At 66.0% G+C, this 25,533-nt stretch carries 10 protein-coding genes and 1 tRNA gene; 4 read left to right on the top strand and 7 right to left on the bottom strand.

The genetic code is table 11. The features are described from left to right. Nucleotides 1-109: 109 nt before the first annotated feature. Complete coding sequence (locus ACMGG8_RS18175; RefSeq protein ID WP_414158071.1) at nt 110-12,484, top strand: filamentous haemagglutinin family protein; 12,375 nt, start codon at nt 110-112, stop codon at nt 12,482-12,484. 127 nt (nt 12,485-12,611) lie between these two features. On the opposite strand, the gene ACMGG8_RS18180 is transcribed toward ACMGG8_RS18175, so the two are convergent. The 5 genes from ACMGG8_RS18180 to ACMGG8_RS18200 form a co-directional block, all read right to left on the bottom strand. Beyond that, a complete protein-coding gene (locus tag ACMGG8_RS18180) occupies nt 12,612-13,523 on the bottom strand; it encodes a tetratricopeptide repeat protein (RefSeq protein WP_414158072.1) in 912 nt (303 codons plus the stop codon). Further along, nucleotides 13,504-15,693 carry a phospholipase D-like domain-containing protein gene (locus ACMGG8_RS18185; protein ID WP_060839526.1) on the bottom strand — a complete coding sequence of 730 codons (2,190 nt, stop codon included), beginning with the start codon at nt 15,691-15,693 and terminating at the stop codon, nt 13,504-13,506. The genes ACMGG8_RS18180 and ACMGG8_RS18185 overlap by 20 nt, the downstream gene beginning before the upstream one ends. 17 nt (nt 15,694-15,710) lie before the next feature. Further along, on the bottom strand, nt 15,711-18,068 hold the full coding sequence (gene tssI / locus ACMGG8_RS18190; RefSeq protein ID WP_414158073.1) for a type VI secretion system tip protein TssI/VgrG: 2,358 nt from the start codon (nt 18,066-18,068) through the stop codon (nt 15,711-15,713). A 330-nt stretch (nt 18,069-18,398) separates the two neighbouring features. Next, nucleotides 18,399-18,851, bottom strand: coding sequence for a hypothetical protein (locus ACMGG8_RS18195; protein WP_060839524.1), 453 nt, complete (start codon nt 18,849-18,851; stop codon nt 18,399-18,401). A gap of 96 nt (nt 18,852-18,947) precedes the next feature. Then, nucleotides 18,948-20,168: an MFS transporter gene (locus ACMGG8_RS18200; protein ID WP_414158074.1), complete on the bottom strand. Its 1,221-nt coding sequence runs from the start codon at nt 20,166-20,168 to the stop codon at nt 18,948-18,950. A 121-nt stretch (nt 20,169-20,289) separates the two neighbouring features. Here ACMGG8_RS18200 and ACMGG8_RS18205 point away from each other — a divergent pair, with 121 nt between their 5' ends. Further along, the gene (locus ACMGG8_RS18205; protein WP_414158075.1) at nt 20,290-21,198 is read left to right on the top strand and encodes a LysR family transcriptional regulator; all 909 of its coding nucleotides are present in this window, start codon (nt 20,290-20,292) and stop codon (nt 21,196-21,198) included. A 12-nt stretch (nt 21,199-21,210) separates the two neighbouring features. Here ACMGG8_RS18205 and ACMGG8_RS18210 read toward each other — a convergent pair. Together ACMGG8_RS18210 and ACMGG8_RS18215 are read right to left on the bottom strand one after the other, a co-directional pair. After that, nucleotides 21,211-21,285, bottom strand: a tRNA-Gln gene (locus ACMGG8_RS18210). A 170-nt stretch (nt 21,286-21,455) separates the two neighbouring features. Beyond that, nucleotides 21,456-22,160, bottom strand: a complete 705-nt coding sequence (locus ACMGG8_RS18215; RefSeq protein WP_060843746.1) for a hypothetical protein — start codon at nt 22,158-22,160, stop codon at nt 21,456-21,458. 177 nt (nt 22,161-22,337) lie between these two features. Here ACMGG8_RS18215 and ACMGG8_RS18220 point away from each other — a divergent pair, with 177 nt between their 5' ends. Beyond that, nucleotides 22,338-23,933: an FAD-binding oxidoreductase gene (locus ACMGG8_RS18220; protein WP_414158076.1), complete on the top strand. Its 1,596-nt coding sequence runs from the start codon at nt 22,338-22,340 to the stop codon at nt 23,931-23,933. Nucleotides 23,934-23,937: 4 nt separating this feature from the next. Beyond that, nucleotides 23,938-25,527 (top strand): glycerol-3-phosphate dehydrogenase/oxidase, encoded by a 1,590-nt coding sequence (locus ACMGG8_RS18225; RefSeq protein WP_414158077.1) that lies wholly within the window; start codon nt 23,938-23,940, stop codon nt 25,525-25,527. Nucleotides 25,528-25,533 lie beyond the last annotated feature (6 nt).

Here is a 25,533-nt window from a genome sequence, read left to right on the forward strand (position 1 = left end):
CGTTCGGTCGCGCCCCGCGCCAACGGCCTATTCCCTGAAGCAGTGACGCGTGCCCTGGGCCATACAAGCGTCGCGCACCCCTGGGCGTCATCACAAAGGATGAGTAGTAATGGTTCGCTGCAAACCACCGGTCAAATCCCCAGCCATGCGCCATGACGGCGAACTGCCGATCCTGCGGCTCAAGCCCCTGGCCCATGCCATCGCCTTGTTGATGATGGCCGGCAGCGCCCATGGCGCCACGGCCTTCAGCTCCGGCTGGTTCGCCGACAAGGGCGCGTCCCAGGCCGCCACGGCCGCGCGCACTAGCGGCCAGGTGCCGGGGATTCCACCGCTGTCGCAGCAGACCCGGGCCAATCAGCAGTTGCAGCGTTCCTTGAGCAACCTCAATTCCACGGTCGCCGCCATCGCCGCCCAGCAGGCGGCCCAGGCCGCCGCGCGTCAGGCGGCGTTTGGCACGGTGAGCCAGATTCCCGATGGCCTCGGCCAGGGCGGGCTGAAGGTCGACAACAGCCTGACCCAGGGCTGGATCAACGCCAAGGGGCCGGTGCAGAGCCAGTCCGGTGGCAAGACCACGGTGACCATCGAACAGACCGCCGACAAGGCCATCCTCAACTGGGAAACCTTCAACGTCGGGCGCAACACCACGGTCGACTTCCAGCAGCAGTCCAACTGGGCGCTGCTGAACAAGGTCAATGACCCCAACGGTCGGCCCAGCGAGATCCAGGGCCAGATCAAGGGCGCCGGCACGGTGATGATCATGAACCGCAACGGGGTGATCTTCAGCGGCACCAGCCAGGTCAACGTGCGCAACCTGGTGGCGGCCGCGGCCAGCATCAGCGACGAGCAGTTCACCCAGCGCGGGCTCTATGTCGACGCCAACGGCACCCAGCCGACCTTCACCGACGCCCTGGGCAAGGTCCAGGTGCAGCGCGGCGCGCTGATCCAGACCCACCCGGCGGCCAGCTCCACCGAATCCGGTGGCTACGCCTTGCTGCTGGGCGCGGAGGTGGAGAACGCCGGCACCATCGTCACCGCCAAGGGCCAGACCACCCTGGCCGCGGGTGACAGTTTCTACATCCGCCGTGGGGTCGGCACCAGTGGCAACCAGCATTCGACCACCCGCGGCAATGAAGTCGCCACCGCGCTCAAGCCCGGCAGCAGCGCCGGCAACGTCAGCAACAGCGGCCTGATCATGGCGTCGACCGGCGACATCACCCTCACCGGGCACCGGGTGCAGCAGAACGGCGTGGCCCTGGCCAGCACCTCGGTGGACACCCGCGGCACGATTCACTTGCTCAACGCCGCCAGCGACGGCACCGGCAGCGTGACCCTGGGGCAGGGCAGCACCACCGCGATCCTGCTGGACAGCAGTGGCAGCACCGCCCTGGACAGCCAGCGCAACAATGGCCAGATCAACCTCGACGGCACCCCGACCAACCTGATCACCGGCCAGTTCAACAACCTCAGCAGCGTCGCCGACCGCAGCGACCAGTCGCGGGTGGAGATCGTCAGCGGTGGCACCGTGGACTTCCAGAACGGCTCCATCACCCTGGCCACCGGTGGCCAGGTGGCGGTCAGCGCCGGCCAGCGCAGCCTGGTGCGCGATGGCGCGGTGATCGATGTCGCGGGCGCGGTCGGGGTCAAGGTGGCGATGGAGTCCAACACCATCAAGATCAACGTCCAGGGCAACGAGCAGCGCGACTCGGCGGGCAACCGCGACAGCGGCCAGTTGATCAACAACGATGTCTGGGTCGACCTGCGCGAGCTGGTGTTCGTCCCGGCCGGCACCAACGGCTACGCCACCGACCGCTGGTACACCGCCGGTGGCCTGCTGGAAGTGGGCGGCTACCTGGGCACCCAGGGCCACAACATCGGCGAGTGGATGGCCCAGGGCGGCACCCTGACCTTCACCGGCAAGGACGTGGTGACCCAGTCCGGCGCCCAGTTGAACCTCTCCGGTGGCACCGTCGACGTGCAGGCCGGTTACATCCAGCAGACCTGGCTCAAGGGCGTGGACGGGCGCCTGTACGAACTCTCCCGGGCCCCGGGGGACCTGCTCTACACCGGCCTCTACAAGGGCTATGTGGACAGCAGCCCGCGCTGGGGCCGCACCGATTACTACTACAACCCGCTGATCGCCCAGCAGCGCCGCTACGAAGCCGGTTATACCGTGGGCCGCGACGCCGGCAAGCTGGTGATCGGCACCGGCAACGCGGTGCTCGAAGGCCAGTTGATCAGCGAGGTGTTCAAGGGCGACCGCCAGACCCAGGCGCCCAACGTCAAGCTCGACGGCTACCAGCAGTCGCACAAGGCCGCGGCCCAGCGCGCGCAACTGATCATTGGCAACTACACGCCGATCTACAACAAGACCACCGGCACCCTGGGCCATGCCCTGGGGGCCAGCACCGATCAGGTGCTGATCGCCGGCAACCAGCAGAAGATCGCCGACGGCCTGGATCTCGCCACGGCCCTTCCGGCCAATCGCCAGGGCCAGTTGGTGCTCGACAGCGATCAGCTCAACGGTTTCCAGCTGGGGGCGATCAAGGTCGGCGCCAAGCAGCAGATCCAGGTCAACGGCGTGCTGAAGGTGGCCGACGGTGGCGACATCACCCTGTTCGGGCCCCAGGTGCAGCTCAATGCCAACCTGACCGCCCATGGCGGCAGCCTCAACGCCGGCAACGTGCTGAAGCAGGTGGATGTGAACCGCAACTTCGTGGTCGGCGACGTGATCCTCGCGCCCAGCGGCGGCGCCCAGGCCCGGGTCGATGTGGCCGCCGGGGTCAAGCTCGACGTGTCCGGGCGCTGGAGCAATCTGGCCCTGGACCCTGCGGACAACAGCGGCCTGGCCTTTATCCACGGCGGCAAGCTGTCGTTGCGCAGCAGCGGCGACCTCAACCTGGGCAACGGCACCCTGGTGGACGCCAGCTCCGGTGCCAGCCTCGGCTACGACGGCAAGGCCACGGGCGGCAAGGGCGGCGACGTGACCCTGGCCGCCGACGGCAAGCTCGATCTGAACGGCGAGCTGCGCGGCTATGGGGTCAACGGCGGCGGCACCCTGGCCTTGCAGGCGCACAAGGTGCTGATCGGTGCCAAGGATGTCGCCGCGCAAGCCGGCACCCTGCAACTGGCCGAGGGCTTCTTCAACAAGGGCTTCGGCGCCTACGACATCACCGGCAACGAGGGCCTGACCGTGGCCGACGGCGCCAAGGTCGAGGTCAACCTGCCGGTCTACCGCGTCGGGCCCCAGGCCGGCAGCAGTGCCACCGGCAGCGACCCGGCCACGGTGCTGGAGCGCTGGCTGCCGGAGCTGTACCAGCAGGATCCGCTCAAGGGCGTGTTGACCCAGCGCCGTGGCGCCGGGCTGACCCTGAGCGCCGGCAATCAGTACGCCACGGCTGCCCAACTGGCCAGCACCGCGTTGAACGTGGGGCAGGGCGCGGTGATCAGCGTCGACCCGGGGCAGGCGATCAACCTGCGCAGCGTCGGCCAACTGACCATGAACGGCACCCTCAATGCCTGGGGCGGCAGCGTCAGCCTCGGTGGCCTGAGCCTGCCGCCGGCCAGCGCCGAAGCGGCCAATGCCGCCGGTCATGGGCGGTCGATCTGGGTTGGCGAACAGGCGCTGATCGATGTTGCGGCGCGGGCGGTGAGCGCGGTGGACAACCGTGGGCGCCATTACGGCCAGGTGCGCGATGGCGGCAAGATCGCCATCGGCGGCGAGATCGACCTGGCCACCGGCATCGCCAAGGCCAGCGACCTGTTCGTGGTGGTGCGCGAGGGCGCGCGCCTTGAGGCTTCCGGCGCTCAGGCGGCCCTGGACATTCCCGGCCAGGGTCGGGTGCAGGTGGCCAGCAACGGTGGCAGCATCAGCTTCGCCTCCAACAACGGCCTGTACCTGGACGGCAGCTTCGTCGCCCGGGCCGGCGGCGCCGGGGCGGCGGGGGGCAGCTTGTCCCTGGCCCTGGAAAGCCCGTACTACATCAAGAACGCGGTCAACGACCGGGTGCTCAAGGCGCGGGAACTGGTGCTCAGCCAGGTCCACCAGGGCAGCACGTTGCCGGACAGTGCCGAGGCGGCGGCCGCGGGCCTGGAATACGGTCATGGGCGCCTCGGGGTGGATCAGGTCCGCGCCGGCGGTTTCGACAATCTGGCGTTGCTGAGCAACGGCCTGCTGAGCTTTGACGGCGACGTGTCGCTGAACATGGGCCAGAGCCTGCGCCTGTACAGCGGCGCGCTGAACCTGAGCGAGGGCGCCGCGGCCAACTCCCGGGTCAACCTGTCGGCGCCGTACCTGTTGCTGGCAGGCATCCTCGCGCCGCCGGAGGCCAAGGACCAGTACCTGCGCCCGGTCTCCACCGGCACGCCGTCGCAACGGGCCACCCAGGCCCGGTTCAATGCCAGCGCCCAGCTGATCGATGTGCGCGGCAACGTGGTGTTCGGCAGCAAGGGCAACCTGATCCAGGCGGACAGCAGCCTGGTGGGTGTCGAGCGTCGGGGCTTCGATGACGTGCAACTGACCAGCCAGGGCGATTTGCGTTTCCTCGCCGGTGCCGGCGCGGACGTCATCGCCAAGGGCATCAGCACCCAGTTGCTGACCCACGGCGACATGACCCTGCGGGCGGCGCAACTGTACCCGGCCACCGAGGTCGGGGCCCGGGTGCTGGCAGGCTACCTCAATGACGCCTCGGGCGTCAGCATCAACTTCGACCCCGCGCGGACCCTGACCATCGGCCGCACCGGCAACGGCCAGAGCGCCGTGCCCTATTCGGCTTTCGGGCGCCTGCAACTGGGCGCCGCCACCATCAAGCAGGGCGGGGTGGTGCGCGCGCCCCTGGGCCTGATCGAGATCGGTAACCTGGGCTCGAGCAAGGTCGAGCTGCTGCCCGGCAGCCTGACCTCGGTCAGCGGCAAGGGCCTGGTGCTGCCCTACGGCGGCACGGTCGACGGGCAAATCTACAAGTACAACGGCAAGACCGTGACCTTCCTCGGCCAGGGCTCCCTGGCGAATGAAAACAGCGACCTGAGCGTCGGGGTGATCCTAGGTGGCAAGTCGGTGCAGGTGCTGCCCGACGCCACCGTGGACCTGTCTGGCGGCGGCGAGCTGCTGGGCGCCGGGTTCGTCTCCGGGCGCGGCGGCTCCACCGATGCCCGCTACAGCCCGCTGGTGCAGATTGGCGCCAACGGCAACTTTGTCCTCCCGGGCCTGGGCAGCAACCCGATCTACGCCATTGTCCCCGGGGTGCAGCCGGGCTATGCGCCCGTGGCGCCGGAGGGCGGCGCGGTGGACCCGCTGATCGGCCAGCAGATCAGCATCGGCGCCGGGGTGCCCGGGCTGGCGGCGGGCACCTACACCCTGATGCCGTCCACCTATGCACTGATGCCGGGGGCCTTCCGGGTCGAGATCAACGGCCTGGCCGGGCTGGGCAGCGAAGGCGCCACGCAGCAGTTGCGCAATGGCTCCTGGTCCACCGCCGGGCGTTTGTCGATCGCCCATACCGGGATCAGCAACAGCGTCGCCAGCCAGTTGATCCTGACCTCGGCCGACACCTTGCGCCGCTATTCGCAATATAACGAAACCGGCTACGCCCAATTTGCCCTGGCCGATGCGGCCAAGCTCGGGGTGCCGCGGCCGATGTTGCCGGTGGATGCCAAGACCCTCAAGCTGGCCCTGCAACCGGGGGCCGGTGCGCAGGCCTTCTCCTTCCAGGGCATCGGCCGCTTCGATGCCGCTGCCGGGGGCTACGGCGGCACCGTGGCGGTGCTGAACATGGGCAACGGCGATATCGAGGTGGTAGCGGCCGGCAGGTCGGCCACCAGCGGTTTTGCCGGCGTGACCCTGGAGGCCGAGAGCCTCAATGCCCTGGGCGCCGCGCGCCTGATGCTCGGCGGCATGACCCTGATCAAGTATGGCCAGCCCGGCAACTTCATCACCCTGGCCGAGGGCCTGAATGCCGCCAAGGGTTCGATCACCCTGCGCGAGGGCGCGACCCTGGCCGCCCCTGAAGTGTTCCTGGTGAGCAATACCGGGGCGATCGTTGTGGAGCAGGGCGCCTCGATCAACAGCATCGGCCGGGGCAAGGCCAGCTACGACGCGCGTGACGGTTTCACCTACCAGATGGCCAACGTGCTGGCGGTGTCCAACGGCCTGCTGAATGTGATCAACAAGGGCAAGGCCTCAGGCACCAGCGGCGGCATCAAGCTGGGCAGCTGCGCCAGCCCGCCTTGCAGCGGGCAGACCGCCTTGTACTCCGAAGGCAGCATCGTTGCCTTGAGCGACAGGAACTTCGAGTTGGGTGACCAGCTGAGCTACGGCACCCGGCATCTGAACCTGGGCTTGAACACGATCAATGTCGGCAGCCCCGAAGCCTTGGCGGCCGCGGCGGCCGGTGGCCGGCTGCCCAGTGGCATGACCCTGACCCAGCAAGTTCTCGACCGCCTGCTGCACGGCGACACCCGGTTCGGCGCGCCGGCCCTGGAAACCTTGCAGCTCTCGGCCCGCGACGCGTTCAACTTCTATGGCAGCACCACCCTGGACACCTATGACCCGCTGACCGGCAAGTCGCTGCTGAGCAACCTGATGCTCTCCACCCCGGCGATCTATGGTGCCGGGGAGGCCAGCGACGTGGCGCGCATCCACACCGCCAACCTGATCTGGCAGGGGGGGCAGACGCCCGCCGGGGCGGTGGTGGCCGGGGGCGCCGGAACCGGCAGCGGGCGCCTGGAGGTCAACGCCGAGCGCATCGAGTTCGGCTATGGCGCCTTTGCCCAGCCCAGCTCGACCCAAACCTTCGACCGCCTGGCCCTGGGTTTTGCCAACGTCGACCTGAACGCCAGCCAGCGCATCACCGCCAACCACAAGGGCAGCCTCGCGGTCTACCAGAGCCAGGGCGCCTACGACCCGGTCAAGGGCTTTGCCTACAGCGGCGGCAACCTGAACATCCTCACCCCGCTGATGACCGGCGAGGCCGGCTCGGTGAACCGCATCACCGCCGGCGGCGCCATCGATATCAGCGCCTCGGCCGGGCCCCGTGGCACCGCCAATGGCCAGGGCGCGGAACTGTCCCTGCAGGGCGACAGCATCCGTCTGGCCAGCGCCGTGGTGCTGCCCAGCGGCAAGGTGACCCTGGGGGCTCGGGGGGATGTCAGCCTGACCGACGGCTCGCTGATCGATGTGGCGGGCCGGGCTATTGCCTTCAACGACCTGACCCGCTATGGCGCCGGTGGCGAAGTGCTGCTGGAAAGTCGCGCCGGCAATGTACTGCAGGCCGCCGGCGCGACCATCGATCTCTCGGCCAGCAACAACCAGGCCGGCAAGTTGCGGGCGGTGGCGCTGGACAGTGCTGCCGGGCAGGTGGACCTGGCCGGCAAGCTCCTCGGCGCCAGCAGCGGCTCTTACGATGCCGGCGGCACCCAGGTGCCGTACCTGGGGGGCGCGGTGGAAATCCAGGCGCAGCGCCTGGGCGGCAGCGGCACCCTGGACGAGCAGTTTGCCGCGCTCAACCAGCGTCTGAACCAGGGCCAGGTCTTTGGTGCGCGCAGCTTTCAGCTCAAGCAGGGCGACCTGAGCATCGGCAACGGGGTCAAGGCCAACAGCGTCAATGTCTCGGTGGACCACGGCAGCCTGCGGGTCAATGGCCTGATCGACGCCAGCGGCGAGCGGGTCGGGAGCATCAACCTGGCGGCAGGCAACGGCCTGACCCTGGAGGCCGGCGCGGTGCTCGATGCCCACGGCAGCCGGCTGCGGGTGGACAGCTACGGCAAGATCATCGACTCGCCCAACCGTGCCACGGTGGTGCTCGGCTCCGGCCTGGGCCGGCTGACCCTGGCCGATGGCGCGCGCATCGACCTGCGCCATGGCACCGACGTGGCCGTGGGCAGCGCCGCGGGGCAGAACGACGGCCGCAGCCGCGGCACCCTGGAGCTGAACGCGCCGCGGCTGTTCAAGTCGGACGGCAGCAGCAACGACATCGACATCGACGCCCGTGGCCGGCTGGATATCCGGGGCGCGCGTTCGATCGCGGTCAACGGCATGGTCAGTTATGACGATGCGCCGCAGAAGAACGACGCCGTCAGCGGTCGTCCCTACCAGGAAATCACCCAGGACTATCTGACAAAGAAACATGACTTGAGCACGGCGTTCATCAACGCCGCGCTGCAGAACAGCGACCTGCTGCAGAACAAGCTCGCCGGCCTGAACAACGCGACCTACGCCGATGCCTTGCACCTGCGGCCCGGGGTGGAAATCGTCAGCAAAACCGCGGATGGCGATCTGGTGGTGCAGGGCGATCTCGATCTGTCCGGTTATCGCTACGCCAGTCTCAATCCCCATACCCGCAAGGACGACAATGTCTACGGTTCGGGCGAGGTGGGCAGCCTGACCCTGCGCGCCGGCGGCGACCTGAATATCTACGGCAGCATCAACGACGGCTTTGCGCCACCGCCGCCGACCGACGATGACAACGGTTGGGTGCTGTTGGCCGGTATCGACTACACCGGCGGCGTCCAGGTGGTGCCGGGCACCGGCGTGACCCTGGCCGATGGCAGCCGCTTCCCGGCCGGCTCGATCCTCAATTTCGATCTGCCGATCAAGGCCCAGACCCTGCCGGCGGGCACCCGCCTGCCGGTGGCGGCGACCCTCAGTCAGCCATTGGTGTTGCCGGCGGGGACCGTGCTGGCGGCAGCGGTGCGCGACGCTTCGGGCAATGTGCTGTTCGCCGCGGGCACGCTCTTGAGCCAGGGCCAGACCCTGGCTGCCGGCAGCACCCTGGATGCCGGTTACCTGCTGGGCAGCGACGCCAGCGTCGCGTCTCTGACCTGGCCCAAGGGCGTGCCACTGCCCGGGCGCCTGGGCAGCAGGGAGATGGTCACCCTCAGTGGCAACAAGCCGCTGCTGCGTGGCGCGCTGTTGCCCGCGGGCACCGACGTCAAGTTGCCGGGGGGCGCGACCTCGGTACAACTGCGGGCCCAGGACTCCGGCCGCCAGGGCAAGAACTGGGCGGTGGCGCCGATGCTCGCCGAAGGTGCCCAGTCCTGGTCGATACGCCTGGTGGCGGGGGCCGACACCGAGGCCGCCGACAGCCGCCTGCTGCAGCCCAAGCCCTTGAGCGGCCACCTGCGTCTGGCCGACAGCCACTACGGGATGTTCGGCCAGGGCACCCTGGTCTGGACCGAGGAGGGCTCCCTGGGATGGTTCGGCGACGACAGCCGGGTGGGCCAGCCGATCGATTTCGACGAAGCCTATCCCGGCATCTGCGAGGACTACCTGGGGTACTGCGCTTCGGGGGGCGATGAGTACACCCTGTTGGCGGGGGGCAGCACCCGCTTCAGCGTGATCCGTACCGGGGCGGCGGACCTCGACCTGCTGGCCGCGGGCAACCTGAGCATGGAGTCGCTGTTTGGTGTCTACACCGCGGGCAGTTCTTCCACCGGCACCGCGGCCAACGACCCTTACAACCGCCCACGGGCCCTGGGCAGCAACGACAAGGTGCTGGGCAACATCGCCGGAGGCAACGAGAAGCTGGTCAATGGCGGTCCCGACAGCCTGTACCGTGCCTGGTACCCGGACGGTGGCGGCAACCTGTTGCTGAAGGTGGGGGGCAACCTGACCGGCAACATCACCAGCCTGGCGACGAGCAACCAGCAGCGCCCGGTCAACAGCGACCTGGGGCAGGATTCGGCCAACGTCGGCAACTGGTTGTGGCGCCAGGGCAATGGCGTGAGCGGCAGCCAGGCGCAAGCCACCGCCTGGTGGATCAACTTCGGCTCCTACGCCCCCAACATGAACCAGGGCGCCGCCGACCAGCTGTTGGGGTTCACCGGGTTCGGCACCCTGGGCGGCGGCAACCTGAATGTCGAGGTCGGGGGCGACGGCGGGATCCTCCGGCCGCTGGCGGCGGACTCCATGGCGCAAAACATCAGCCCCCGCAGCCAGGGGCTGGTGCTGGCGGTAGGCAGCACCGGGCGGGTGGCGGCCGATGGCAGCCTGCAACTGACCGGGGGTGGCGATCTCAACCTGCGGGTCGGTGGGGTGCTCAATCCGGGCAGCCAGATCACCCAGGGCCATCTTAATGGCGCCCTGGTTGATGTGCGCGGCCATGCCCAACTGAGCGGCGGCGCCCTGGGCGCCCTGACCCTGCGTTATGGCAACCAGCGGGTGGATCAGAGCCCGAGCGAGGTCCGCGCCTACGAGCCACTTCGCGCCACCTCGGCCATCGCCACCGGGGGCTTGAGCCTGTTGCCGGGAGACGCCACTTTCAGCCTGGCCACCCGCGGCGACCTGGTGCTACAGGATGTGGCCGACCCGGGGCGTGCTCCGCAGATGAATGCCCAAGCCTTCAAGAGCGGGGCGGTCAACGGCATCGGGCAAAGCTGGTTCAGCCTGTGGAGCGAACGCACGGCGGTGGACCTGTTCTCCGCCGGGGGCAACCTCACGCCGCTGACCCAGACCACGGAAACCGATATGGCGGCGGTCTATCCCGCGACATTGCGCGCTGTCGCCGCCAGCGGCAGCCTGTATTACGGCCGGGCCTCGGTCATGGACGCGGGCAACCTGGGGCCTCTCAGGGCTCTGGTGCTGGCGCCTTCGAACCTGGGGCAGTTGCAACTGCTGGCGGGCAATTCGATCTACGGTGGCGACCTCAGCATCAGCCGCTCCAGCGCGGCGCCGGACAGCCTGGCGACGATCTGGAAACCGGCATTCGTCGGCTTCCTCAACGGCGTCGAGGTCTTGGGCAGTGGCAACCTGTCCAGCGACGGCAGCCGGGTCAAGATCGGCGTTGCCCCGTTGTTCGCCTTTGGCCCCGACAGCGCCAGCCTGCAGTGGCGCAATCCCCAGGAGCCGGCGCGCTTCTATGCATTGAGCGGAGACCTGCTGGGGGTCAACAGCGGGCGCAGACTGACCATCACCACCATGGAAGATCCGCGTAACGGGCAGACCTACCATGCCGGCGCAGGCCCGGTATGGATGATGGCCGGGCGCGATATCGTCAGCAGCGGCACGCCACTGGGCGGTGCCACGGGCGGCGAGAAGGAGTTCGGCGGCTACAGCTTTGCCGGCAACCTGTTCGTGCACAACAACCCCAACGATATCTCGGTGGTCAGTGCCGGCCGCGACATCCTCTACAGCAGCTTCAACGTCGCCGGCCCCGGCACCCTGGAGCTGACGGCGGGGCGCAACATCCTGATGGAGGACAAGGTCAGCGTCACCAGCCTCGGCGCCGTGGCGCCGGGGGACAGCCGACCCGGGGCGAGCATCGTGATGCAGGCCGGGTTCGGCGCCAACGGCCCGGACTTCCGCCGTTTCGTCGCGGCCTACCTGGAGCCGGCCAATCTGGCCCAGCCCGGCGAGAGCCTGTCGGCTGGCAAGGTGGCCAAGACCTATGACAGCGAACTGTTGGGCTGGCTGGGCGCGCGCTTCGGTTTCGTCGGTGATAGCGCCCAGGCCCGGGCCTATTACGCGGCGCTGCCGGCCGAGCAGCAGCGGGTGTTCGCCCGCGAGGTGTATTTCGCCGAGCTCAAGGCCGCCGGCCGCGAGTACAACCAGGAAGGCGGTGTGCGCCAGGGCAGCTACGCCCGGGGTCGGGCGGCGATTGCCGCGCTGTTCCCGAGCAGCGACGTGGCCGGCAACCCCATCACCTACAAGGGCGACATCACCCTGTTCGGCGGTGCCGGGGTGCACACCAACTTTGGCGGCAATATCCAGATGCTGACCCCGGGCGGCAACCAGACTTTCGGCATCGAAGGCACCGCGCCACCGGCGTCGGCGGGAGTCATCACCCAGGGCGCGGGGGACATCCAGCTGTACTCCCTGGGCAGCATCCTCCTGGGCCAGAGCCGGATCATGACCACCTTCGGCGGCTCGATCATGGGCTGGTCGGCGGCCGGCGACATCAACGCCGGCCGGGGTTCCAAGACCACCGTGGTCTACACCCCGCCCAAACGGGTCTATGACAACTGGGGCAATGTCGGCCTGTCGCCGTCGGTGCCCAGCACCGGGGCGGGGATCGCTACCCTCAACCCGATTCCCGAGGTGCCGGCCGGCGACATCGACCTGATCGCGCCCCTGGGCACCATCGACGCCGGCGAGGCGGGGATTCGCGTGTCGGGCAACGTCAACATTGCCGCGCTGCGGGTGGTCAACGCGGCGAACATCCAGACCCAGGGCAAGTCCTCCGGAGTGCCGGTGAGCGCCACCGTCAACACCGGCGCCATGACCTCGGCCAGCGCCGCCGGCTCCGCCGCGTCCCAGGCCGCGGAAGATGCCGCCCGCAACCAGCAGGCGGCGGCCAAGCAGGGCCGGGCCTCGATCGTCACCGTGGAAGTGCTGGGCTTTGGCTCCGAGCCGGTGCAACGCCAGCGCGAAGAAGCCAGCCGCGCCCCGGGCTACAACCCCGACAGCCCGGTGCAGGTCCTGGGCGCCGGCCCCTTGAGCGACCAGGCCCGGGCGCGCCTGACCGATGAGGAGCGTGGGCAACTGACACTGTAGGAATCTCTCGTGGTAGCACGCTTGGGGGGCGATCGTTGATCGCCCCCTTTTTTGGGCTGATGGGAAGGGGTTGTGGTGATGGTTGGCGGGGAGGGAAGAGCGGGGGGCGGCGTTCATGACGGTTTGCTTATAGTTCCGGCCTGCGGTCCGGGTGTTCTGCGTCGAAGCCTTGGGTCGGGTGTGGGGGGAGAGGGTGGTCTTTCATTAGGTTGGGGAAGCGTAGGTTTGGATTCTCATCAAGTTCCTTGGATAAGCTTGAGTAAAGCTCATAGAGGTTTTCGTCTGGCTTATATCCAAAGTTATGGATTGGTCTAGGGGTTGGTTCGAATGCTCCCTGTAAATTATCGAGGGCGGTAGAGCTTCCTAAAGATGCTGCTCGCTGATAGTAGAACAGGGCACGAGGTTTGTTTTTTTTGGCGATCTGATAAAAGCTAGCTGTCTTTAGAATCGCTTCAGGGTCTTCCTGAGCACCTGCGCACCGATAGTAACGTTCCGCCATGTCATCATCTTGTTTGTGTCTCGGCAGCGCATAAGCAAAATATTGACCTATTTGAGCTTGTGCTAAGGGGCTGCCTAATTGTGCCGCTTGAAAAAGATATGAGGCAGCCATCCGCTCAGATTTTAGGACTCCTTTCCCACGTTCAGTAATAACGGACCAATTGTAGTAACCCAGTGGTACTTTAAGCTTCACCATGCGCTCATAGAGATCGAGCATCTTGCCGGTGTCTTGTTCAACGCCAGGCCTTCCGGGCCAACCCGTACGATAAAGGCCGGCCAAGTTGTGCATGGCTTTCCAATGATCCTTGGCAATGGCTTGCTCATAAAGCCTCACTATTTTTTTCCAATCCTTAACCCCGTGTGTTTTTTCTAGAATGCGCGCTTGTTGAAACCAAGACTCAGCCTGTGGGTCCAGTGGCGGGTTGTTATCTAGTTCATAGGCGCAGGTAAAAATTGGGTATGCCACGGCAACTGCTCCGTTCAATAGAAGTAAGACAATACAGGCGCAAAAGCCTATGACTTTAATCAACTGCTTTGGCATAAGGTGTCTCCACATCCCAAAAACGTGTTAGATGAGCCATCAAAGGTTCATTTTTGTTTTTACTTTCCCAGTTTTTATCCATGACATGATTCCATTCTTTAAAATTTCTCGCCGAGTCACACCGTCCATTGCCACCACTAAACGATCTACCCACATGCAACTTCCACAACTCCTCCCGCCAAGTCTTCGCCAACTCCGCATCCGGCGCGGCCAGTCCCAGTTCAGAGTCGGTGTGCATACTGCGGGTATTGATATTGGCGGAGCTGAGCAGGCTGAACACGTCGTCCACCACCAGCAGCTTCGAGTGCACGTAGATGTCCCGGAAGTACGCCTGTTCGCCTTCGGCCAGGGTGCTGCCGGGTTCGGGGCTACAGGCGGTGAGTGTAGCGATCACCACTTTGAGTCCGGGCAGGTCCTTGAGGGCGTAGGGTTTGGTGTCTTCGCCGTCGTCGGCTTTGGGTTTGCCGAGTTCGGCGATGTCCTCGGGCTTGAGGCCGCCCAGTCGCGCTTCTATATCGGGGGTGACGCCCTGGCGCTCGAGTTCGGCGATCTCGCGCTGGAGCACTTCGGCTCGGTTGAGCTGTGCGCGTTGTAGATAGGGATCGTTGTGCGGGTGGCTTTGCAGGTAGGCCAGTTGGCTGCGCTTGCGCAGCATCTCTTCAGCCAGGCTGCGCTGGGCCTGGGGCATGAGTTGTTCCTGCCCCAGTTCCTGCAAGGCGGCATAGGTGGTGCTGGAATACAGGCCGGAGTTGGGGTTGTTGGTGACCACGAACAGGTACAGGTCCTGGTCGCGGCCTGCCGCGAGGTAGGCGGCGGCCAACTCGCGCAGCTGTTTGGCAAAGGCCGGGTAGCGAAAGTACTGGTTCTCCATGTAGACGTAGTTGCGGGCGTTGCCCAGGGCCTTGTGGTGCAGTTCGAGGATCGAGGTCTCGGCGTTTTCCTGGGGTTGCGTGCGACAGATTTGCGCCATGCTCGTACCGGCCGCTTTGAAGTGGTCGGGCTTGATGGCCTGGCGCTGTTGGCGCAGGCCATCGCTGAACCATTGCTTGATCCAGAAGGTTTCCCGGTCCCAGGCGCTGCTGAAGTTGTGGTTGAGGTCGTGTAGGGCGGGGCCCTGGACCTTGAGCGACAGGTCTTGCCAGGGCCCGAAGCCCGGGCTGCGTCGAGCGGCCTTGTCGTGATAGAGGTGGGCGCTGGTGTCCCAGTAGTTGCGGTGCATGTTGTGGCCCATGACGAAACCCACTGCGTTGGCGCTGTCTTCGTAGTCCACCAGGACCATTTTCTGGTGATGGCTGGCGAATAGGCTGAGGGCCAGCATATGGGCGAAATTGCTGTCGGGGGCCTCAGCCTGGATCAGTCGGTAGAGGGTGGCCAGTCGGCCTTTTTCCGTGGCCATTTGCGGTCCACGAATGGCGGCGTTCAAGGGGATTTCAAGGGAAAAGTCCCGGGTACGAAACTCGACGTTCTGCATGCGTCCACCGTGAATTCGGCGGAACCATTCCCGGGTGTACTGCTGATCATCGGGGGAGTAGCCGGGGGCGCCCGAGCCGTCCAGTGTCCTGTAGGCGCCCTGGGCATTGAGCTGCGCCTCGACGTCACGCAGTATCGCCAGCAGCTCCTGCTCGCGCTGCTCATAGCGGTAACCGCTGGCGCCATAGGCCGGTAGCTCACCGGCTCGCAGTTTGTTCAATTCGTGTTGATGCACGGTGCGGCGATATTCCAGTCGCTGCCGGTCTTCCAGGGTGCGGTTGGAGGCGGCACTACCCCGGGTCATGCCCGAGCCGATTGCCGTGCCGCCCGAGCCGGCCAGGCCATCGCCGGGGATGGTGTTTTCCAGGAAGTTGGCCAGGGCATTTTTCCAGATCAGCACCCGCACCTTGACCCCATGCCGGCCTCGTACATCCAGCAGTTCACCGATGCGATCGCCATCGGGTTTGAAACGCATCGCCGGGTCGAAGCCCCAACTGATGATTTCCACGCTGCGGTTGGCTCGCTCAATCGCGTGATGCACGGCGCCGAAGGCGGTTTCGCCGTTGATCAGCGGCGTGATCTTGATCCCCGCTCGCGGCGGGAACAGCGCTTTTTTCGCGAACCATTCCATGCTCAAGCACATGAATTTGTCTTCCTTGGGTTTGAGCTGAAGCACTTCCTTGCTGTAGTCGACAGGCATTGCCCGATTCCCCGCACTTACTGGTTTTTGGGTGGGATGACCGGGTTCAGCGCGGCCATTCGATAGTCGTCCTTGGTGTTCAGGGCTTCAAGCTGATCCATTTGCCCTTGATAGTCGCGATAGCCACGGCGGGCCAGTTGCTGGTGCGGGGACTCGGGTTCGTCGCTCTGGTCTTTGGGCTCGATCTCGAAACGGTGCCCGTTGATCAGTTCAACCGCATAGGCCTGAGTACCGGGCACATGCTCGAAGCGAATCACGCCATCGGCACCGGTCAGGCCTTGCTGAATCAGCGCGCCATCGGCGAACAGCTGATAGGGTTCGTCCTCGTATCCCGGCACGCCCGGAAGGGGGCTGATCACCGCGCTGAGACGATGGATCACCTCGGGGGCCGGCTGCGACGGTGCAGGCTCCAGCAAGGTGCCGGCCTTGGCGGTGGTGGCGGGCAGAGGGACGACCGGCAGTAGGCAGGTGGCGCCGCTGCCTTGCCCCGCAGCGCCCCCCGCATTCACCTTGAGTAACGCCCCACTCACGCTGACGCCGCTGGCGTCGAGCTTGATAAAGCTGCCCCCGGCTTGCACCGTCAGTTCACTGGCCGCTTCGATCACCAGCTTCTGGCCCGCTTGCAGATGAATCTCACGTCCGGCCTGGAGCAGTTGTGCGGTGCCCAGCTTGATGTGCTGGTCGTGCGCCACGTTCAGGTGGTCGTCGGCGCGGATTTCGGTTTTGCGTTCGCCGTGGATGGTGCGGTGTTCCTCGGCCTTGAGTTCGCTGTAGCTGCTGCCTTCAACCGTCTCGTGACGCTCGTGGCCGACGCGAATTTTCTGGTCGTGCTGGATGTTTTCATCCCAGTCGCGCTGGGCGTGGACGAAGATCTGTTCGGCGCCTTTTCTGTCTTCGACGCGCACTTCATTGAAACCGCCGCCGCCCGGCGAACTCAGGGTCTTGAAGGTGCTGCGGGTCTTGTTGACCGGCAGTGCGTAAGGCGTCGGGTGTTCCTGGTGGTACAGGCAACCGCTGATCAGCGGCTGGTCGGGGTCGCCTTCGAGAAACTCCACCAGCACTTCCATGCCGACGCGCGGGATGACGAGGGCGCCGTAGCGGTCGCCGGCCCAGCTGGAGGCGACCCGCAGCCAGCAACTGGTCTGGTCGTTGCCCTGGCCTTCGCGGTCCCAGTGGAACTGCACCTTGACCCGGCCGTATGGATCGGTGTGGATTTCCTCTCCTGCCGGGCCGGTGACCACTGCGGTCTGACTGCCCAGGACCCGGGGTTTGGGGTGGTCCAGCGGCGGGCGAAAGAATACCTCCCAGGGGGTGGCGAGGAAGCGGTTGCGGTAACCCTGCTGGAAGCCGTCTGTAACCTCGGTGTCGCTGCTGATCGATTCCTCCAGCACCTGGGGCTGCTTGCCTTCGTGAGTCACCCGGGTCAGCAGCCACAGGTCGTTCCACTCGCCACGCGGGTGATCAGTCAGCTCAAGAAAATGCCCGCTGACCAGTCGCGGCTCATCGCCCCAGCCTTCGGCTTGCAGGTAGTCGGCGCGATGGCGTTCCAGGGCGCGCTGGCTGAGGAACTTGCCACGCTGGCGATCGGTGAAGCGCCCGGGGTAGTCGTAGTCCTCCAGGTCCGGTTCCTGGGTCTTGGCGTCGGGCTTGTAGGCAGCCTCCATTTGCAGGCGCGGCTTTTCGAAGTCGTAGTCGCGCCGGGTGATGCGGCTGGTGCGGGTTTCCAGGCGCACGTTGAAGCCCTTGATCACCGGCTCATCGGCCACCAGCCCGCTGCCCTGCACGTAGGCGGTGGGCCGGCCGAGCGTGCGGAACACGCTCTGGTTATCGCTGAACACCAGCAAATGCGCCTCGCGGCTGTGCTGGAAGTGATAGTGCAGGCCTTCCTCTTCGCACAGGCGCTGGATGAAGTGCAGGTCGCTCTCGTCGTACTGCACGCAGTAGTTGCGCTCGGGGCAAGGGTGTTGAATCTGGAATTGGTAGGCATTGCCGAGGATGCCGTGCTCTTCGAGGATCAGGGCGATGATCTGCGGCGCCGAAAGCTGCTGGAAGATCCGCTGGTTGCTGCGGTGGCGCAGGTAATCCAGGTGCGGCAGCAGCGACAGGCTGTAGCGGCTCAGGCGCTTGCCGGCGTCGCCCTGGGCGATGCGCTGGATCAGCCCATGGATGCCATGGCCCTGGAGGTCGAAGGCGAGAAAGGCCGGTTGGTGCAGCAGCGGTTCGAGGTCGATGAAGGGGCGTTCGCTGACCAGTTGCAGGTCAAAGCGAAACGGCTGGCTGATGGCCTCGGTGCCCTGGAACGAGAGCACCTGGAAGTCGTGCTGGATGCCTTGGATGTCCAGGCTGAAGTGGGTCTGGTCGGCCGGGCTGAACATGGGTCGCTCCTTGACGTATTGCGGCTGATTCCATTGGCCGAAGCGCCGCTGATCAACGAGAAGATTGTCGATCAGCGGCGGACAGCTGAAAAACAGCGGACAACTTAACAAGGAGCGGGCGGCCACCGTCATCGGACTTATCTGAACGTTTTGGCGAAAAGATACTGCCGTCCGCTGATTCAAGTCGGCGGGTTGCCCCGGTCCCGCCTCAACGCCGGTCGCTAGTCGATGACCGTCTCCGGCGTGGACACCTGTTGCTCAAGATCGGGGGCCAATGCTGGCGACCAGATCGGGAAGGCGTCGGGCATGGCCTTGCCTTGGCGGGCCTGTTCAAACCGTGGCGATCATGCAGCCCAGGGCCCCGGACTCCTGATAGATCACCCGTCCCTTGTGGGTGTTGGCAAAATCCCGCAGCCCGCGTTTGGCCACGTCGCTGTAGCCCAGGGCGACGGCCCAGCGCGCAGCCACCGGGTCGGTGTACTGGGTCAGCTTGTCGATGTCTTTCTGGGTTTCGGCCAAGAGTTTGTTGCCGGCATTGGTGGCGCTTTCGACTTTGAGTTCGATCGCGTAGTTCTCCACGTTATGTTGCGCCAGCACGTCCAGGCGCAAGGCCTGGTTGGGCGCCGGATAGGGCACCTCGCGGGCGGCGGCCACATGGACCGAGCGCAGCAGGATCAGGAACTCCACCTGAAACCACACTTCCCAGGCCGCGCCGGTGCTGATGGCGGCTTCGATGCGCGCGTGGTCGCTGAGGATCAGGTGGCTGAGATCGGTATTTTTCATGGCGCGTTGCTCTTTGTAGGGGAGGGTACAAAGGGGAACGAACCTTCAGGGGCGCTGTGAATGGCAGGTGAGGGCCCGGTTGGCCGGGCGGGGCCCTCAGGGCATGACGTCTGCCTGGGTTTCGTTCACCGAGGGCCGTTGCAGATTGGCCGCGCCCAGCCAGTAGAACAGTCCGCCCAGGACAATGAACGCCCCCAGCATGTAGAAAATCCAGTGCGCCGGCTGGCTTGCCAGGACCATGCCGCAGAGTATCGGGCCCAGGGCCCCGCCGAGGTTGGAGAGGTTTTGCGCGCCGTAGTACAGGCCTCGCAGGTGCTCGGGGGCGATCAGGTCGATGAACATGTATTCGGCGGGAAACACGATGATTTCCCCCAGGGTGAACACCACCATCGACAGCACCCACAGCGGCAGGCTGGTGGACAGGGCGAACCCGGCGACCCCCACCAGGAACAGGCTCAGGCCTGCCGCCAGCCACTGCTTCAGGTGGTTGGGAGTGATCCTGCGGCCAATGGCGTACTGCAGGGCAATGACCAGCAACGCATTGGTCGCCACCAGGGTGCTGATGGTGGTGTAGGCGACTTGCGCGGACTCGGTGACCACCAGGTACTGGGACAGATAAGCCGAGAACTGGCCAAAGACCACCGCGCTGAGCAAGCCGCCCAGGGTGAAGCAGATCAGGCGGTAATCCCGCAGCAGCTGGCGGCCCAGCGCGAGAAAGGACAGGGGCTGATGGGGGCTGGCGCCGGACTGGAGCTGCCTGTCGCCCTGTGTCAGGTACAGGGCAAAGAATCCCGCCGCCAGGGCGCTCGACGCGACAAAGGGCAGGCTCATGCCTTGCTGGGCCAGCCAGGCGCCGAGCAACGGGCCGACGGCATAACCGATGTTGGTCAGGGTGTACTTGATCGAGAACACTTCACTGCGCTCGGTCACCGGTAACTGTTGGGCAAAACCGGCTTTGACCGCGATATCGAACACTGCGTAGGCGAGGTTGATCGATACCAGGCACAGGTAGAGCAGCCACAGGCCGGGGGCGGCAAAGGCGCCGACAAAGCCCAGGGTGAAGACCGCGACGCAGGCCAGGATCAGCCGGTAGGTGGCGATCCGATCCACCAGGTAACCGCCGTAGAGGCTCAGCAGCGAGCCGACGATCAGGCTGCTGCCGATCACCAGGCCGATGTCGGCGACGCTCAGGCCGTAGCTGGCGGACAGGTAGATCACCAGATAGGGCAGGGTGATAGCCCGCGCCAGGGTCAGGATCAGCGAACCCGACAGCAACAGCTTGATGGTGCCCGGGTAGTTTTTCAGGGTGTACAGCATCCATGCCTCTTCAAGTGGTGCAGGTTGAGTCGGGGGGATTGAGCTTACTGAGGAATTGGCTTCTGTTTTATGATGATTTTTCTTTAGTGAATGGAAACTGATTCATGAATAAGGACGTTGCATGTTTGCTTCCGAACGCCTGAAGGGCATCGATGTTTTTGTCTGTGTCGCCGACTCCGGCAGCTTCAAGGCCGCCGCCGAGCGTCTGAACCTGACGCCGTCCGCTGTCAGCAAGGCCATCGCCCGCCTGGAAGGCCGCCTGCAGGCCCGGCTGTTGCAGCGCACCACTCGCAGTCTGGCGCTGACCGATGCGGGGCAGGCCTTCTATCGCACCTGCACCGAGGTACTGGCCGATCTGCAAGAGGCCGAGTGGGCGTTGCAGGCGGAAAACACCGAACTGAGGGGCAAGGTGCGCGTCGATCTGCCGGGGGCCTTTGGTCGCACTCAAGTGCTGGAGCTGATCTTGCGCTTTGCCCGGGAGCACCCTTTGCTGCAACCCCACGTGACCTTTGCCGATGCCTTTGCCGATCCCCTGGAGGCCGGTGTCGATATTGCCGTGCGACTCGGCGGACCCGCGCAATGGCCCGTCGCCCTGGGGCATCGTCAGCTGGGCCACGAGCGGCACCTGTTCTGTGCCTCGCCGGCGTACCTGGAGCATCAGGGCACGCCCTTGACCGATGCCGATCTGCTGCGCCACCGCTGCATCGCCTACGGCTGGGTGGATGGACGGGTCAACCCCTGGACTTTTCCCGGCAGCCGGCCAGGGGAGATCGAGCGTCGGGTGATGCCGGCCGCTTGCGTGGTGGGGGATGGGCAGGGGTTGCTGATGACGGTGATGGCGGGCTACGGGATTGCCCAATTGCCGTCGTGGCTGGTCAAGCGCCAGCTGGATGAGGGCAGCCTGGTACAGGTGCTGCCGCACTGTGCAACCCAGGGACAGGCAATCCATCTGCTATGGATGAAGAATCGTCAGGCACTGCCCAAGGTCAGCGCCTTGCTGGAGCTGTTGGCAGAACACTTGATGGGATAGACATAAAGAAAATGGCAGGGGCGGCTGGATTCGAACCAACGCATGGCAGGATCAAAACCTGCTGCCTTACCGCTTGGCGACGCCCCTGTAGCTGTTGCGACGTTACTTGCCTTGATTGCCGGTCCGGGGAGGTCCGCTGCAAGAACGGGCGCAAATTTACCAACTTATAGACGGGCTGTGAAGCCCCCCAATGCAAAAAAATGAGTTTGAAAACAGCTGCTTAGTCTTTTTCTGGGCGCTTTTATCCGCCCCGGGGGTCAGGGGACCAGGTAGTCGGGCTGTGAATCCTTCAGGGGCCGGGCCATGGCCAGCGCGCGGCGGATGGCCCGCAACTCCGCGCCTTGCAGGAGGCGCCGGCCAAAATCATAGTCGTCGCCCCCCGGGCCCAGGTGCACCGAAAGCAGCCCGAACAGTTGTCCGCCCAGGTCCTCGATGAACATTTCCATATAGGTTTCGTCGCGGCGGTAGGCGCTGAGGTAGATCAGCCCCTGGACCTCGGCGCGACTGCAGTTGTCGATGGCCTCCCAGGTCAGGCAACTGCCCTGTCCATTCTCGATCAGCGGCATGTGCCAGGCGTCCTGTGCCAGCGGTTGGGCGCGCAGTGCCGCCGGCAGTGGCTGGCAGGACAGGACCAGGAAGCGGTACCTCGGCCGGCCATGGTGGATGGCATTGCGTGCTGTCGGCGGCTCGGGCGCCGGGCCGGTGATCCGCACCCGCAGCAGCTGGCTCAGGGCAATTTCCGAAGGCTGTTCGTTCCAGCCATTGAGGTCGGCAACCGGCGGGCACCAGATCAGTTGCAGGGTTTCGCCGATCAGGATGCCGTCCCGGTGCTGGAAGAAGGCCGAGTGTTCCTCTCCCACCACGGGCAGCAAGTCGTGCAGGTGCAAGGTCGGCGCGCCGTAGTCGATGCCCAGGTCGGTGGACCAGAACAGCGGTGCGCAGGTTTTCAGGGTTGTCGGCATGGACGCGAGCCTGTGATGGGGAGGGTGCGGATTCTTCGGTAACTGGCGCCGGATGTCACCTGTGTCTGACTCAATCGGCTACATCCTCTGGCGCGATGCGACCGTGACAGCGTTCAGCCGCGCACTAGTATAGGGAGCCTGAAGCAAGACCTATAAGAACAGCACAAGGACACACGTATGCGACGCTGGAACGGCTGGGGGGATGCATCCACGGTGGTCGAATTGCCGGCCCAGGGCGCGGGGTTTCTCGCCGAACGCCTGGGGCCGGGGCGCCGCTTGCCGGAGGCGACTCTGGAACAGGCGCTGGCCAAGGTGCCGGCTTCACGCCTTGCTGCCCACCCGTTGTATTGCATCGATCCCCAGGAACGCCTGCTGCACGCCCGCGGCCAGAGCCTGGCGGACTGGCTGGCCCTGCGCGAAGGCGCGCTGGGGGTCTACCCCGACGCCGTGGCCTTTCCGGAAACCGCCGAACAGATCCGCCAATTGCTGGCCCTGGCCGAGGACCGCGACCTGTGCCTGATTCCCTATGGCGGTGGCACCTCGGTGGCCGGGCACATCAACCCGCCCTGGTCCGAACGCCCAGTGCTGACGGTGTCCCTGGCGCGCATGAGCCGCCTGCTGGAGCTGGACGAAGACAGCCTGCTGGCCACCTTCGGCCCCGGCGCCAGCGGCCCGCAGGTGGAAAGCCAGCTGCGCGCCCGGGGCTACACCCTGGGGCATTTCCCCCAGTCCTGGGAGCTGTCGACCCTGGGCGGCTGGGTTGCCAGCCGTTCCAGTGGCCAGCAGTCGCTGCGCTACGGACGCATCGAGCAGCTGTTCGCCGGCGGCACCCTGGAAACCTTTGCCGGGCCGATGCCCATCGCCAGCTTTCCGGCGTCTGCCGCCGGGCCGGATATGCGCGAGGTGGTGCTGGGCAGTGAAGGGCGCTTCGGGATCATTTCCGAGGTCAAGGTACGGGTCAGCCGCCTGCCCGATGACGAGCGCTTCTATGGGGTGTTCCTGCCCGACTGGTCCCAGGCCCTGCAAGCGGTGCGCGCCCTGGCCCAGGCTCGGGTGCCGCTGTCGATGCTGCGCCTGTCCAATGCCGTGGAGACCGAGACCCAACTGGCCCTGGCCGGCCATCCGACGCAGATCGCCTGGCTGGAAAGATACCTGGCCCTGCGCGGCGCCGGGGCGGGCAAGTGCCTGCTGACCTTCGGCGTCACCGGCAATCGTCAGCAGAACGCCCTGTCGTTGCGTCACGCCCGGCGCCAGCTCAAGGCCTTCGGCGGGGTGTTCACCGGCACCTTGCTGGGCAAGAAGTGGGCTCAGAACCGCTTTCGTTTTCCCTACCTGCGCGAAAGCCTGTGGAACGCCGGCTACCTGGTGGACACCCTGGAAACCGCCACCGACTGGAGCAATGTCGACCGCCTGTTGCAGCGCATCGAGGGCAGCCTGCGCGATGGCCTGGCCGCCGAGGGCGAGCAGGTGCATGTGTTCACCCACCTGTCCCATGTCTATGGCGAAGGTTCGAGCATCTACACCACCTACGTGTTCCGCCCGGACGCCCAGTACCCGGCGACCCTGGCCCGCTGGCAGGCGCTCAAGCACGCCGCCAGCCAGACCATCGTCAATCACCACGGTACCATCAGCCACCAGCACGGGGTGGGCAAGGACCACGCGCCGTACCTGCTGCGGGAGAAGGGCCCGCTGGCGATCGACACCCTGCAGGCGCTGAGTCGCCACTTCGATCCCGCCGGGCGCCTGAACCCCGGCACGCTACTGGAGCAGTGAGGTCATGAGCCAGGACTGGAATGCCCAGTGGCGGCAACAGGTACTGCCGGAGCTGGCAGCGCAGCCGTGGGACCTGATCGTCATCGGCGGCGGCATCAGCGGCGCCGGCATTCTGCGCGAGGCGGCGCGGCGCGGTTGGCGCTGCCTGCTGCTGGAGCAGCGGGACTTTGCCTGGGGCACCTCCAGCCGTTCCTCGAAGATGGTCCACGGCGGGCTGCGCTATATCGCCAAGGGCCAGTGGCGCCTGACCCGGGACTCGGTGCGCGAGCGCCAGCGCCTGTTGCAGGAAGTCCCGGGGCTGGTGGAGCCCATGAGTTTCCTGATGCCCCATTACCGCGGTCAGTTTCCCGGGCCCAAGCTGTTTGGCGGCCTGCTGAGCCTGTATGACGCCCTCGCCGGGCGGCGTAATCATCGCTTTCACGATGCCCGGCAACTGCAGTACCTGGCCCCCGGGGTCAAGGAACCGGGGTTGCTCGGCGGCACCAGCTTTCTCGATGCCCTGACCGACGATGCGCGGCTGGTGCTGCGGGTGCTGGCCGAGGCCCGGGCTGACGGCGCCGTGGCCATCAATGGCCTGCGGGTGACCCGCCTGCTGCGGGAGAACGGGCGGGTGTGCGGGGTGGCGATCGAGGACAGTGAAACCGGCGCCGTGCACACCCTTGGCTGCGCGGCCCTGGCGGTGGCCACTGGGGCCTGGGCCGAGCGCCTGCGCCCGGCGAGCAGCCGTCGGCAGCTGCGACCGTTGCGCGGCAGTCACCTGCTGCTGCCGGGCTGGCGCCTGCCGGTGGCCCAGGCTTTGAGCTTCATGCATGGCGAGGATCGGCGGCCGGTGTTCGTCTTCCCCTGGGAAGGTGCCACCGTGGTGGGCACCACCGACCTCGACCACCGCGACGACCTGGACCAGAGCGCCAGCATCAGCCAGGAAGAACTGCGCTATCTGCTGGCCGCCTGCGCCCAGCAGTTTCCCCAGGCACAGATCGGTCCCGGGGACGTGCTGTCGACCTGGGCCGGGGTACGTCCGGTGGTGGCCGGTAGCGAGGGGCAGCAGAGCAAGCCGTCCAACGTCACCCGTGAACACGTGCTGTGGCAGGAGCCCGGCTGCGTGACCCTGGCCGGCGGCAAGCTCACCACCTTCCGCCCCCAGGCCATCGAAGTGCTGCAAGCCTGCGGTGCGATGCTCGGGCGGGACGTGGTGGATGACGGCGCCCCGGTGTTCGCGCCCGTGGCCGCGCTGGACATCCCCGGCCTGAGTCGCGCCCAGACTCGGCGTCTGGCCGGCCGCTATGGCCGCGACCTGCCGCGCCTGGCGCAACAGGTGGCGCGCCTCGGCGGCGACTGCATCGGTGCCAGCGACACCCTGTGGGCCGAGCTGGCGTTCGCCGCCGAGACGGAGATGGTCCTGCACCTGGACGACCTGCTGCTGCGCCGCACCCGCATCGGCCTGCTGCTGGCCGAGGGCGCCGCCCAGTACCTGCCGGCCATCCGCCGCCTGTGCCAGCCGCTGCTGGGTTGGGACGATAGCCGCTGGCAGGCCGAGGAACAGCGCTACCGGGCCTTGTGGCAACGCCATCACAGCCTGCCCGCCAATGCCTAACGATGC

The sequence above is a fragment of the Pseudomonas sp. BNK-45 genome (assembly GCF_047456255.1).
Taxonomy (GTDB): Bacteria; Pseudomonadota; Gammaproteobacteria; order Pseudomonadales; family Pseudomonadaceae; genus Aquipseudomonas.